Origin of the sequence: Pseudomonas sp. P108 (assembly GCF_032613195.1) — a bacterium.
GTDB lineage: Bacteria > Pseudomonadota > Gammaproteobacteria > Pseudomonadales > Pseudomonadaceae > Aquipseudomonas.
In genome coordinates this window covers 3,218,953-3,232,952 of sequence record NZ_CP126691.1, presented here as the reverse complement: position 1 = coordinate 3,232,952, position 14,000 = coordinate 3,218,953, and the positions used below count along the sequence as shown (strand labels likewise).

Here is a 14,000-nt window from a genome sequence, read left to right as displayed (position 1 = left end):
ACACCGCTATCGCGAGCAGGCTCACTCCTACAAGGGATTGTATGTAGCCATTAATCTTGAGTCCCCCTGAATCCCTGTGGGAGCGAGCCTGCTCGCGAAAGCGGTGTGTCTGCCGACATAAATATCGCCTGATGCGCCGCCTTCGCGAGCAGGCTCGCTCCCACAGGTTTTGTGTAACCCCGTAAATTCAGCACATCCGCTCAATCCCCTGTCCTGCAGTTACTCGATCATCCCGGTCACCTTAATTGCCGCTGGCCACTGATCATGATCGACCGCGCCCCTTCGCGCCTCACCCTGCTCGCGCTGCTCTGCGGTCTGACCACCACCGCCCACGCCAGCGGTTTCTTCGACGATGCCAAAAGCGAAATCCTCAGCCGCAACTTTTACCTAAGCAACGATTACCGCTCGCCCTCACCGTCCGGCAAAAACTACAAACAGGAATGGGCTCAAGGCTTTATCGGCACCTTCTCATCCGGTTTCACACCCGGCACGGTCGGCTTCGGCATTGACGCCCACGCCTTCGCCGGGCTGAAACTCGACGGCGGCCGGGGCCATTCCGGCACCGGTCTACTGCCAGTCGACAGCGACGGTCGCAGCGAAAACGATTACTCCAGCGCCGGCGGCGCGCTCAAGTTGAAAGCCTCGCGCACCACCCTCGCCTTCGGTGAAATGACCGTCGAAACACCGGTATTCGACACCTCCGACAAACGCCTGCAACCGGAGTACGCCACCGGTTTCCTGCTCAACAGCGCCGAGTTCGATCACCTCAATCTGGTCGCCGGGCATTTCACCGCCTTCAAGAATCAGGACAGCTCATCCGGCAAAGGCGACTTCTACGGTTACGGCGCCAATACCGAAGCCGGCGGGATCAGTTTCCTCGGTGCCGACCTGTTCACCGATAGCCCCGTCGGCGGCGCGTTGTACGCCTCTGATCTAAGCGACACCTGGCACCAGTACTACGGCAATCTGCACTTCAAGCAATCCGGCGTACTGCTCGACGCCAATCTCTACCACACCCGCGACACCGGCCACGCGCTGGCCGGTGCCATCGACAACACCGCGTTCAGCCTGTCCGGCAAATACACGTTCGGCGCGCACGCGGTAATGCTCGGCTGGCAACGAATCAATGGCAACACGCCGTTCGATTTCGTCGGCGGCGACTCGATCTACCTCGCCAACTCGATCAAATACGCCGACTTCAACGGTGCCAACGAACGCTCCTGGCAGGCGCGCTACGACCTCGACCTCGGCGCCTTCGGCATCCCCGGCCTGACCTTCATGACCCGCTACGTCTCCGGCAGCCACATCGACGGCACCCACGCACCCCGAGGCGGCGCCTACAACCCGTTCGATCCTGACAGCGGCAGTTACCAGCCGCAGCAAGGTGACGGCGGCAAGCACTGGGAACGGGATATCGATTTGAAATACGTCGTGCAATCGGGCGCGGCGAAGGATCTGTCGGTGCAGCTCTCGCATGTTTCACATCGAGCCAATGAAGCACAGGCCGGTGATGACATTGACCGGATCTACGTGGTGATCCAGTACCCGCTGGGTTTCTAACCCACCACCCATCCCGATTTGAAACGCTATCCCCCTGTAGGAGTGAGCCTGCTCGCGATAGCGTCTTTTCAGCAACATTCATGCTCACTGATACACCGTTATCGCGAGCAGGCTCACTCCCACAGGTTTGGGTTTCAGCCAAACATCCGTGTATGCAACACACCTTTCACGGCTAGCCAAATGCCATCACCTCCCTTATTCTGCGCACCCGCCAAAAACGCCAAGCCAGGAAGGCATTGATTGACCTTCCTGTTTGCCGTCAATCAACACACGCAGATTCAGGGATGTACATGTTCCAGTTATTCAAACTAGGCGCCGCGCTTGTGCTTGCCGCGACGCTCAGCGGCTGCATTACCGAAAGCGCTTCATGGGTCAGCGAACCTCTGCAACCGAAAGCCAACGAGCCGGTCAGCTACCTCGTCGGCTCGATCGGGCCGCAGTCCGTCAAATTCCCTGCCGCTGACAACCAGCGCATTTTCTTCCGCAAGCGCGGTTCCGAATACGGTGCCGCCGGTATCTGGAAACTGGCCGGTGCCTACTCGACGCCTCAGGACATTCAGGACGGCGTCGGCGCGGCGAGCGTGTTCGTGCTGCCCCTGAAGCCGGGCGATTACGAGTTCTATGACTTCCAGTTCTTTTCCGCCCGCTACCAGCCTGGGCTCGGCACGGTTTTCACCTCGGCCGAGGCGCGCGAAAAATTCAATCTGCCGATGCGACTTGAGCCCGGCAAGGCCTACTACATCGGCGAATTTCGCTCGTTCTGCCTGACTGCCGGTTTCTGCGCGTTCCGCTGGAGCGACCAGAACGCCCGTGACGCAGTGGTCGCTCAGCGCATGACCCCGGGGCTGCCAACGCTGCAACCGCTGAAACTCGATCTGAAACGCGCCGAACCCTACATCTTTGCCGGCCCCACTGCACCGGTGGCCGTGGACGTCAAACCATGAAAAAAATCATCGCCCTCACCACCGCCGCCCTGTTGACTGGCTGCACTGCCACCAACACCTTGCCGGAGCGCACCCTCGCCGACGGTCAGGATTATCTGATGCCGATCCACGTCATGGTCGATGACCCGATGAATTCATCGACCCTGCGCAATCATCTGCGCCAGACCGGGGTGTTCCGTGACGTCCAGACCGGTACCGCCAAAGGTGACGAGTACAGCGTCCAGGTCAAACTGAACATGCAGCGTGAGTTTCCGCCGTTTCCGCTGGTGTTGCTCAGTTGCGCCACATTGTTCACGCTGCCGTTATCCAAGGAATACAACACCGAGGCGCAATTCTCGGTCTATCAAGGTGACAAGCGCCTGAAGCAATACAGCTATCGCAACACCACGCAGAAATACACCTGGCTGCTGGATCAGGGCGGTGAACTGGAAGGCCAGAATCTGAGCCGCATCGCCCGCGCGTTTGCCCAGGACGTCCAGCATGATCGTCTGATCCCTGCCGACGGGGCTGCGCAATGAACCTCAACGTCATCAAGCTTGCCGCCCTGCTCTTCGCCCTGCTGACGCTGGGTGGTTGCGCCAATACCCTGCAACCGCTCGACTATAAGGCCAGCACCGCCTACGTACCGGTCACACTCGGGCTCGGACCGGCCTACAGCCGAATTGATGAACAGCATCAGCGCGAAACCATCAGTGCCCTGAAAAACACCGGCGCCTTTTCCATGCTCGATGGTGGCTACAGCCGCAACGGCTACAGCCTGTTGATCACCGAACCGCACGACGGCAAGGTCAACTGGCTGGCGCTGGTGAACGTCTTCACCTTGTTCACCTTTCCCATGCCTTACCACTACCAGGACAACCTGCGCGGCTCGGTCTTCAAGGACGGCGAACTGCTCAAGACCTACAACTACTCGCGCGAAGGCTGGAGCGTCATGACCTGGTACGTGCCGATTCCAGCGTTTGAAAACAAGCGGCAGATGCTTGATCAGTTGCTGGTGGAAATGGACAAGGACAAGGTAATTCCGTATCAGCCGTGACGTGTGATGGTGCGCGACGGCTGTTAGTAGATGTGATGAATGTGTTGCGCCGGCAGATTCGTTTGCGCGCCTGATAGCGGCAAGATCAAAAGATCGCAGCCTTCGCCATGCCCTGCACAGATCCCTGTAGGTGCTGCCGAAAGCTGCGATCTTTGGCTTTTCAGTCTCGCGCCAATGACCACTCGTCGCCACCTGTCAGATCTGACAGGTGCGCAATCCGCCGTTTAGCCGTTCAATCACTCCATCGCTGAAACTCACGGAGTGCCACGCCATGTCCGACAACGACCCATCCAACAACGCCCCGCGACTGCTCAAGGAACTCGACATCCCCGGCCGTACCGGTCCGGTGTCACCGACGCCTCTGATATGGGGCATCAACCGTGGCGCGTTGCTGGACAACTTCCCGCGTCAGGGTCTGCTGTGCCGGGCCGGGCCTTGGGGGACGATGGGTCTCCGCGACTCGCTGCGGATCTTGCGGGATGCCGATGTGCAGATAGGGTTGGAAATCGTTGACAAGGATGAGGTCGACACCGAGCTGCAAATGTTCGTGGAGGCCAAACACCTTCCCGAAGGTATGCACGCAATCTCCTACGCCGTCACCCGCCTCGGCGGTACGCCCGAACACTCGGAAGTGATGCAGGTGCTGGTCAAACTCACCCTCCCCGGCGGCCCTGATCACAGCGAGGGGCCGGGGCATCCGGAACTGGTGATGCGCATTCCCGAGGAGATTCTCAAGGACGGTGTCCACCAGGACAACATTGGCACTGGCATATCGATCACCCTCGGAAAAGCGGACGGTTCGCCGCCTTATCCGTTCGCCGCCGCTGGCGATACGCCTCAATTCAGCTGGGGCGGGGTGTTCGTTTCTGGCCCTGCGCTGACCCAGGAACAGGCTGAAGGCAAGACGCCGGTTATCGTGACCATTCCAAAGGAAACCATTGTGGACGCCGGCGACTCTGGCGAGGCCGGGCTGGCCGTCGCCTTCGAAGTGTACGACCTGGTCCACAATCGCTCCGACGGCTGGAGTGTCGAGCAACGGGTCGTCGTGACGCTTGACGAAACCCGGCTGGGCGCGCCGTTGCTCAAGGAGGCACTGAACAACGTGCTGGACGTCGACAAACTGGGCGACGCCGACGGTACGGTTCAAGTTGTGGCCGTAAACCCTTCCCCCCCTCCAATCCCCCCTCGACCGATTGACTTCGAGGTCGGTGACACCATTTTTGTCCGAATCAAAGGCACCCCGAAAGAAGGTCCGCCGATCGACATTGAATTGCCGGCAAAGGTCTTGATCGGCGTGCCCAGCGTTCCCGAGATCACTGTGTCCAACGCCGTGCTGCGCCAACTGGCTCAGGCTCAGATCGCCCTCTCTTATCGCCTGGAAAAGGCCGACGGCAGCGCACAACGGAATGCCAAAACCCAGTTCATCAGCGCCATTGGCGAGATTCATCGACTCGCCGCTCCCGTGGCACTGGAGGCCAAACAAGGCGCCATCGATCCGCTGGATCCGGACCTGAAACAGGTCACCATCGAAATCGCCTTCGACCCCGCCTTCGACGTCGGCCAAGCGATCAAGCTGTTCTGGCTCGGCACTCGCCCCGACCTGAGCACCTACCTGCCGAACCTGAACCTGCGGCCGATTACCCAAGGCGATATGGACGCCCAACTGCCGCTGCAGATCATCGTCGACAAGCAGCACCTGACACCGATCATTGGCGGCAAACTGGAGCTGTATTACCAGTTGCTGATCGATGACTCGGTGCTCGCCACCATGAGCAAACTCAACCAGACCCACGCCATCCGCGAATCGATCCACGCCGACATTCTGCAGATCGGCGAACCACGCAAAGAGTTGCCGGAGCCGACAGTTGACGGCGTGGTCAACGGCGCCCTGCCAGCCGATACCAGCAGCACCACGCTGACCGTGAACTACCTCAAGACGTTCAAGGACGACATCGTCACCCGTTTCTGGGAAGGCTCGATCACTGGCGTAAGCAGCGACTGGGTCAAACTGAGTACCATCACCGCCGGCCAGCCTGTGCCGTTCACCATCAAGGCCGAACTGATCAAGGGCAATGAAGGCGGGACAGTGAAGGCCTCGTACGAACTCAAACGCGCAGCGGGTGGGACGAGTTATTCGGATACGCTGGAGTTCAGTGTCGGGGTGGCGCTGGAAAATCCATTGCCTTTGCCGCAGATGCCAATCGCCAACGGTTCGGGCGCGAGTGTGACGCTGGCACCTCTGGACGCTCAGACCGGAGCCAAGGTCATCGTGGCCTACACGGGGATGAACGATACACAAAACATCAAACTGACCATGGCGGGCACGCCCGGCGCCGGCTCACCGGACATCCCCGCCAAACAAGGCGTTGCCAGCGGCAGCGTCGAGTTCCTGATTCCCGCCACAGCCATCGCAGCCAACATCGGCAACGAAACCAAAACCTTCACACTCAGCTACGAAGTCACCGCAGGCCAGACAACTCCATCTTTGCCTTTGACCGTCAGCGTCACGCCGCTGCCTGCGACAGAGCTGGACAAAATCAGCATTGAACAAGCCGAGGGCACGGTGCTGGATCTATCGAAGGTGACGTTGGGCGCAACGATTCTCGCTGGCGTCTGGGCGTTTATAGCCGCCAATCATCGGGTAGGACTGAACCTCAAAGGTACGAAGAATAACGGCGATGCCTTCCATCACGTGGTATGGCCGTGGCCGTCTTCCTACGTTAATCAAAACTGGTTCAACAGCGGTCAATACACACATACGCTGGCGTACAACGCCATCAAGGATCTGGCGGATGGCAGTCGGCTGGAGTTGCATTTCAAAGCCGCGCTGACGTTGAGTCGGGAGGAAGCCGAGGCAATTGATGCGCCGGTGAAGGTTTATACGATCAAGGCGCTGGATCTGGCAGCGCCCCACATCAAGGAAGCATCCAACGACACCCTGAATCCCTTGGACGCCCAGACCAGCCTCACGGCCATCGTGGATTATGTGGGAATGCTGACTGGAGACAAGATTACCGTGACCTGGGCTGGCGGCGAAAACACGCCCGCGGACGGCACGCATACCACCGAGCCGTGGCCGGTGACGACGGTGGGGCAGCAGAATATCCCATTGCTGAAATCAGTGGTGGCCTTCAACCTTGGCAAGCCAGTAGTGGTGAGCTACACCGTGACCCGCGGTAGCAGTGAGCCAATGTCGTCGCTGACATTAAGACTGACGGTGCAATCACTGCAACAGAAGGACTTACCCCGCCCTGAAATCGACGGTGCCATCGGCGACAAGCTGGATGTCAGGAGTCTGACGGGCACCGAAAACCTTCGGGTGACAGCGTGGCCTTTTCAGCTTTCGGGGCAAAACGTTTGGTTACGCTATGACAGTACCCATGAGAATGGCACACCGGCCGAACATATTGTTTGGGTCGGAAGTCCGCACCACTACACGGACGGATTAACCTATCTGGCCCCCATGGATTGGCTAAGGGCCCTCAAGGACGGCTGCGCATTGACGGTGACCTTTAGAGTGAACTTCGACAAAGTCGCCAGTGATGCCACGGCAGTGAGTTTCCCGGTACGCACCTATACGGTTAGCGCAGTGCAGTATGCTGTACCGAGCTTCACCAACGCGCCCTACACCATCGCCCCGTCTGGCCGGCTGAAAAATATTGAACTGTTCCTCGTCTCCAGCGATGAAAGCCCCATGCCCGGGAGCAAGCTCAGCTTGGTGCTGCCGGAAGGCTTCACGTACGCCGATGGTGGCAGTGGTGAGCGCGATTTCATCACCGATGGTTTCGGCAGGCTCAGCGTCGGTGGCGTTAAAGGAACTGGCAGTCCCGGCGGTTACAGTTTGAGCGCCACCAGTGGAGCGCAGACTGCAAACGCAAGCGTAACCGTTACGGAGCTGGGGCCGGTTGGTACTGTCAGGATCGAGGGGAGTCCTAACGGGATCGCCATCAGCCCGGACGGTACACGTGCCTATGTCGGCAACACTATTCACCCAGCGATGGTCTCGATGATTGATACGGCTACGAATATAGCCTTGAACATCCCTACCGAGGACTCTTCGAATGGGGTCGCCTTCAGCCCGGACGGAAGCCGCGCTTATGTCTGCCACGGACGTTTAGACATAATTTCTGTAATTGATACGGCGACGCATCAAGTCCTCGCCCGCATCCCGGTCGGGCGCGATCCGTTCTGGTTAGCTGTCAGTCCGGACGGTTCCCGCGTTTATGTGTCGAACAACAAAAGCAATACGGTTTCGGTGATTGATACGGCGACGGATCGAGTCGTGGCGAGCATCCCGGCTGGAGGCTCTCCAATGGGGATCGCTGTCAGCCCGGACGGTACCCGCGTCTATGTTGCCATTAGTTCTACAAACGTAGTTTCGGTGATTGATACGGCGACGGATCGAGTCCAGACGAATATTCCGGTCGGGCGCTATGCGTACTGGATCGCCTTCAACCCGGACAATACCCGCGCCTATGTCAGCTGCGCTAGTGACGGTACGGTCAGTGTGATTGATACTGCGACTCATCAAGTCCTGATCAACATCCCGATAGGGTTATATTCGTACGGGATAGCCGTCAGTCCGGACGGTACCCGCGCTTATGTCTGCAACTTTGAAAACGCGGTATTAGTGATTGATACGGCGACCAACCAAGTAATGAGGAGTATCCCGGACGTTTTCAAGCCGAAATACATTGCCGTCAACCCGGACGGTACCCGCGTTTACGTCAGCAAAAGTCTATCCCTAACGCTCTCGGTGATTGAGGTCTGATCAGGAGTAACCGGGGCGAGACCCTGAGGGATCTCAAGATCTTTGCCCGACTTTTCGCCTTTTAAACCGGAAAGACTAAACGGGGCCGACTAAACGGGACCAGACTACGTTTTTCCAGTAAGCGTTATCAGGGACAGCCCACGGTTCCCCGCAGATCTTCGTCCGATTTTTGCCTTTTAAACTTTAGTGTTTAAAAGACACCTCAAGACACGCCTTCAAGGCTACAAATTCTTGCGCCTTTGCCTACAGCTACGCCAGAATCCGCCGGCTTGTGCGCCTTGGGGGCGGGTTCTATTGTGGTGCGGTCGCTGATTACTTCAGTGATCGGGTTTAGCAGCCCGGGTTAACTCTAGACGCACAAAGTCTGTTGCCGTAATGGCGGCTTGCGTGGGGCACTTCGGTGCGCCGGGTTCTAGAGTCCTGGTCTGCTAACCCGCGTACAGCCGCCACCTCCTTCGTTAGCAGCGAACGGTGGCAGCTTCACTACTCTAGAGGCTTTACCGATGATCAAACCAACACCCAACCCGCCCGAAACCGACCTCGCCTCCCCCTACGAATCTCTCGATTCAAAAAAGCTCAACGACGCCGCCGAACGCGCGCTCGATCACTACCTCTGTCCACCCGGCTCCACCCCGCCACCACGCAAAACCCGCCGGATGTACGCCGTTACTGCAGATTTCAAAAACGAGGAACTGCTGGCCGATGCCAGCGAAACACTCGCCTCCGCCAGAACCATCGCCCATGACTTCGCTCATCTCATACCCGCGTCGCAGCGCAGGACGCTGTTGGGCATCGCGCAATTGATCATGCTCGGCGAGCTGGCGGTGAATCGGGTGATGGATAATCTGGAGTTGCCGCAGTAGCGGGCCTCAATGATCGTTCCCACGCTCTGCGTGGGAATGCCTCAACGGACGCTCCGCGTTCGGCTCTGGATGGGACGCAGAGCGTCCCGGGCTGCATTCCCACGCGGAGCGTGGGAACGATCAATCAACGGCAGCCGTTCTTTGGCTTTCTGGAAACTGGCGGAAGGCAGCCGGAGTCGAACCTGCCCGGGAACGGATGCCGTCCCCAACCGGGTTTGAAGCCCGGCCGCGCCACCGGGCGCGATTGCCTTCCTTTAACTCATTGGGCGTCGGCGTGGGCCAGCGCGTTGTCGGGGCGGATCTGGCGGGATTCGCCGATGCGTCGGGTCAGGCCGACGCGGTCGAAATACTCCAGATACTGAATACAGCGTTTGCGTCCCAAGCCTAGCGCATCGCGGAAGGTTGTCACCTGGATCTGCGGATTTTCCTTGGCCAGTTTTAACAACACGTCGGCCATTCGGCGCAGTTGCCCATCACTCAAAAACAGGTCACGCACCACTTGATGCATCAAGCCCAGCCGCGCCAGTTTGCGCAGCAGCAGACGGACCACGGCGTCGTCCTGGCCCAGTATTTTCGCGACGTCGCGCACCCACGGCGGGTCGAATTCGGCGTTTTCGAACAGCGGTTGCAGTTGCTGCCAGAGGGCTTCGTCCTCGGCATTCAAGCGCACCTGATGATCGGGCCGATGCAGCCACGGCCCGCTCGCCTGGATCGATCCGGCGGTGAGCAGTTCATCCAGCAGACTGACAAACGTCGCACGCTCCAGCGCCAGACCACTGAAGCGACGCAAGCGATCACGATCCGGGCCCATTTGATCGGGCTCCTGCTCATGAAACTGCGCGAGTTGTTCCAGCAAGGTGAACTTCAGTTGCGACCAGCGTTGCACGTTGAACAGCAACGGGCCTTGGCGGGTGTCGATGAGGCGGACGTTTTCCGCTAACGACCACGACGCGCGCGGGCGATTGAATTGGCGCTCCAGCCGTTGCGGATCGAGGCCGCCAGCGCTGTAGTCGAGCAGCACGGGCAAGACGTGTTCAAGTTCGTCGCCAGAAGCCAAGGTGCGCAGTTGCGTCAGACGTTCAGGGCTGCGGCGTTGTCGCGCCGGGGCGAACGGATCGAGTACCTGGCCACCGCCCAAGGTGCGCTGTGCACTCTGGTCACGCAGAATCAGTCGATCACCCTTCACCGCGTGCACCGGCGTATTGATCAGCAGTTGCGCGAACATGCGCTCGCCGGGATTCAACCGTGAGCCTTCGAGCAAGGCCACCCGGGCGATGACATCCTGCGTGCCGAGGTGCACGTGCACCGGGTGAAAGTGTTCGAAAGTGCGCTCGCCGGGCAATAGATGAAAGTCGATGTCGACCCGTTGCGTCGGCGCGTGCAGCCACTCGCTCAACATCCACTGGCCGCGATGGATCTGCGCCAGGTCGAGGCGTTCGCCGGTGAGGTTCAACGCCACGCGCTGACCGGCGAAGGCCTGCTCGGCGGGTTGATTCTGCGCGTGCAGACCACGCACTCGTACCGGTTTGCCGGAGGGCCCAAGGGTGAGTTTGTCGCCGATGGCCACCGCGCCCGACAACGCCGTGCCGGTGACCACAGTGCCCGCACCGGCGACGCTGAACGCGCGGTCGATGGCCAGGCGAAAACCGCCGTCACGACTGCGCTCGTGCACTTCGCTTTGCGTCTGCAGCAACACCTCGCGCAAAGCCTCAATGCCCTGCCCGCTCAGGCTCGACACGGTCAGGATCGGCGCCTCGGCAAACGGTCCGGGAGCAAGCAGATCCAGCACCTGCCGCTGCACCTCTTCCACCCTGCCCGACTCTGCGCGGTCACATTTGGTGATCGCCACCACGGCACGCGGAATGCCGAGCAATTCGACAATCGCCAGATGCTCGCGGGTCTGCGGCATCACGCCGTCGTCCGCCGCGACCACCAGCAACACCAGATCGATGCCTTGCGCGCCGGCGAGCATGTTGTGGGTGAATTTCTCGTGGCCGGGCACGTCGATAAACCCGGTCAGCCCCGCGCCCGGTTCCAGTTCGGCATAGAGATAGCCAAGGTCGATGGTCATCCCGCGTTCGCGCTCCTGCGGGCGACGGTCGCCGGTTTGTCCGGTCAGGGCTTGCAGCAGCGACGTCTTGCCATGGTCGATATGCCCCGCCGTGCCGACAATCACGGTTCGACCTGCAACTGCGGCAGTTGCGCGAGCCATGCCGGCTCATCGTCGAGCTGGCGCAGATCCAGCCACAGCGCATCGTCGTCAATGCGCCCGAGCACCGGGATCGGCAAGGCCCGCAACGCCGCTTCCAGATTCAGCAGGCAACGCCCGCGCAAACGCTTGGAAACTTGCGGGCGCATGCACAACGCCGCGCTCGGCAAACGCGCGACCGGTTGGCTGCCACTGCCGATCATGCCCAAGGCCTCGACTGCACAGACACTCCAAGTCTCACCCAACCTGTCAGCCAGCACCGGTTGCAACCGTGAAGCCTGGGCGAAGATGTCAGCCTGCGGGCGGGTCAACAGCCGCAAACTCGGCAGACGTTCAGCGAGGCGATCCGGATCGCGGTACAGACCGAGCACCGCCTCCAGCGCCGCCAAGGTCAATTTATCGACCCGCAATGCGCGCTTCAGCGGGTTTTTCTTGATCTTCGCGATCAGCTCTTTGCGCCCGACGATCAACCCGGCCTGCGGGCCGCCAAGCAATTTGTCGCCGCTGAAGGTGACGATATCCGCGCCATCCAGCAACGCCTGCCGCACCGTCGGTTCGGCCGGCAAACCCCAGCGCGTCAGATCCAACAGGCTGCCACTGCCCAGATCCTCCAGCAACGGCAAGCCATGCCGGTGCGCCAACTCCGCCAGTTCCGCAGTCGGCACGCGCGCGGTAAACCCTTCGATGCTGTAGTTGCTCGCGTGCACGCGCATGATCAAACCACTGCGTGGGCTGATCGCCGCTTCATAGTCACGAGCATGGGTGCGATTGGTCGTACCGACTTCATGCAGACGCACGCCAGCGCGGGCCATGATGTCGGGGATGCGAAACGCGCCGCCGATTTCGATCAACTCACCGCGCGAGATGATGCCTTCCTTGCGCGCGCCGAGGCTGTTGAGCGTCAGCAGCACGGCAGCGGCATTGTTGTTGACCACGGTGACGGCTTCGGCGCCGGTCAGTTCGCGGATCAGGCCTTCGATCAGGTCATCGCGATCACCGCGTTTACCGCTGGCAAGATCGAATTCCAGATTGAGCGGATAACGCGCAGCCATTTGCACGGCGTCGATGGCTTCGTCCGGCAACAAGGCGCGGCCGAGGTTGGTGTGCAGCACCGTGCCGGTGAGGTTGAACACCCGACGAACCTGACTGCGTTGCTGTTGCGCCAAGCGTTCGCCGACTCGGCCGGCAAGGACTTCAGCGCCGATTTCAACGGCGGACAACTGCCCGCTCAACACGCTGGGCCGCAGCTCATCGAGCAGCTGACGCAGCCCCGTCAGTAACGAATCCCGGCCGTAACGCTCGGCCAACGGCGCGCACGCCGGGTGACGCAACAACCCGTCAATAGACGGCAACCGCAGGGCAACGCTGGAAGACATCAGCCACTCCTGATTCAACTGAAACAGCCCCTTCGGGAACAAGCTCCCTCCCACAAGGGTTTCAGAAGTGTAGACGCACTGTGGGAGCGAGCCTGCTCGCGAAAGCGCTGTGCCAGTTAGTGTGGATGTGACTGACATCACGCCTTCGCGAGCAGGCTCGCTCCCACATTGTTTTGGGGCGGCCTGCAAAATGAGTGCACGCAGCCAATCTCTGTGAGAGCGAGCCTGCTCGCGAAGGCGGTAAGTCAGTCAAAGCTGATGTGGCTGAAATGGCCCCTTCGGGAGCACGCTCCCTCCCACAGTTTTGCTCTCGTCATTCGTCTCCCGGTGCCAGCAACAGATTCGGTGCCAGCCGCTGATAACCGTCCTGCGCCAGTCGCATGTCCAGCAGCAAACTGGAGAGATCCGCCGACAATGCCTCAGCATCAGCATCGTTTTCCAGATAAACCAGTTTCAGATAGCTGTTACAACCCGGACAGACCTCCGCCCGCAGCGGCGCCTGATTCGCGGCATGGCGATCATCCTCAAGGCTCAGATAATCAAGCCCTTTGCTCGACTCGCAATACACGCACTTGACCCGCACCACATGCCATTCGCAGGCACACAGCGAGCACACCAGATAACGCAAACCGTTGTGCTTGCCGCGATGGCGGATCACCCCGGCCATGGCTGGCGAACCACAGGCCGGGCATTGGCTGAGGCTGTCGCCGGGTTTCAGTTGCAGGTTGGCGGCGCTGAGCAGCCAGTGACTCCACGCCACTTGTAGTGCCGCGCCAAGAAACGGCACCAACTGCGCCGGCACCATCGAATATTGACCGCTGACCAACGCCACGGCCCACGCGCGCAACTGGCCGGGGTTGGCGGCGCGCAAAGTGTCCAGCGCATCGACAACGGCGGGCTGTTCGTCAGGTTCATAACGCTGCAGCAAAGCTTCGAGATAAGCCTGCCAGCCCTCTTCGCGCACCAAGGTATCAGCCGCGAACGGCGGCAAACCATGCTGCTGACAAGCCTCGATCCGTTGCTGATCAAAAGGCGCCACCAGCGGCGGATCATCGAATACCTGCTGCTGCGCCCGGCACAATCCGGCAATCAGCCGCAGATATTCAGCCAGCGCATGCCCCTCGGCCAGTTGTTCCAGTCGAGCGGCCCGCAGCGCAAACAGGTTGGACGGCGGCAGGTGCAGAAACGGCGGCGAACTGGCCGCCGCTTCGATTTCCCCAGGTTCAAGAATGGTTGGCAAA

General features: G+C 60.2%; 9 protein-coding genes and 1 tRNA gene. 6 read left to right on the top strand and 4 right to left on the bottom strand.

All coding sequences use genetic code 11. The features are described 5' to 3' along the window. Nucleotides 1-264: 264 nt before the first annotated feature. The 6 genes from QOM10_RS14095 to QOM10_RS14070 all read left to right on the top strand — a co-directional run bounded on the left by QOM10_RS14095 (nt 265) and on the right by QOM10_RS14070 (nt 9,174). Nucleotides 265-1,560 carry an OprD family porin gene (locus QOM10_RS14095; protein ID WP_316918311.1) on the top strand — a complete coding sequence of 432 codons (1,296 nt, stop codon included), beginning with the start codon at nt 265-267 and terminating at the stop codon, nt 1,558-1,560. Between the two features lie 290 nt (nt 1,561-1,850). Continuing rightward, nucleotides 1,851-2,504 (top strand): hypothetical protein, encoded by a 654-nt coding sequence (locus QOM10_RS14090; protein ID WP_316918310.1) that lies wholly within the window; start codon nt 1,851-1,853, stop codon nt 2,502-2,504. Then, nucleotides 2,501-3,022 (top strand): hypothetical protein, encoded by a 522-nt coding sequence (locus tag QOM10_RS14085; RefSeq protein WP_150774358.1) that lies wholly within the window; start codon nt 2,501-2,503, stop codon nt 3,020-3,022. Before QOM10_RS14090 ends, QOM10_RS14085 begins: the two co-directional genes overlap by 4 nt. Continuing rightward, a complete protein-coding gene (locus tag QOM10_RS14080; protein WP_150751471.1) occupies nt 3,019-3,540 on the top strand; it encodes a hypothetical protein in 522 nt (173 codons plus the stop codon). The genes QOM10_RS14085 and QOM10_RS14080 overlap by 4 nt, the downstream gene beginning before the upstream one ends. Before the next feature lie 271 nt (nt 3,541-3,811). Further along, nucleotides 3,812-8,311, top strand: a complete 4,500-nt coding sequence (locus tag QOM10_RS14075) for a hypothetical protein (RefSeq protein WP_316918309.1) — start codon at nt 3,812-3,814, stop codon at nt 8,309-8,311. A gap of 503 nt (nt 8,312-8,814) precedes the next feature. Next, entirely contained in the window at nt 8,815-9,174 is a 360-nt protein-coding gene (locus QOM10_RS14070; protein WP_008083868.1) for a DUF6124 family protein, read from the top strand. Between the two features lie 157 nt (nt 9,175-9,331). On the opposite strand, the gene QOM10_RS14065 is transcribed toward QOM10_RS14070, so the two are convergent. From QOM10_RS14065 to fdhE, 4 genes are all read right to left on the bottom strand, one after another. Next, nucleotides 9,332-9,427 (bottom strand) — tRNA-Sec (locus QOM10_RS14065). 6 nt (nt 9,428-9,433) lie between these two features. Continuing rightward, nucleotides 9,434-11,350 (bottom strand): selenocysteine-specific translation elongation factor, encoded by a 1,917-nt coding sequence (gene selB, locus QOM10_RS14060; RefSeq protein WP_150751540.1) that lies wholly within the window; start codon nt 11,348-11,350, stop codon nt 9,434-9,436. After that, a complete protein-coding gene (gene selA / locus QOM10_RS14055; RefSeq protein ID WP_316918308.1) occupies nt 11,347-12,759 on the bottom strand; it encodes an L-seryl-tRNA(Sec) selenium transferase in 1,413 nt (470 codons plus the stop codon). The genes selB and selA overlap by 4 nt, the downstream gene beginning before the upstream one ends. Before the next feature lie 313 nt (nt 12,760-13,072). Continuing rightward, on the bottom strand, nt 13,073-13,999 hold the full coding sequence (fdhE, locus tag QOM10_RS14050; RefSeq protein ID WP_316918307.1) for a formate dehydrogenase accessory protein FdhE: 927 nt from the start codon (nt 13,997-13,999) through the stop codon (nt 13,073-13,075). Nucleotide 14,000 lies beyond the last annotated feature (1 nt).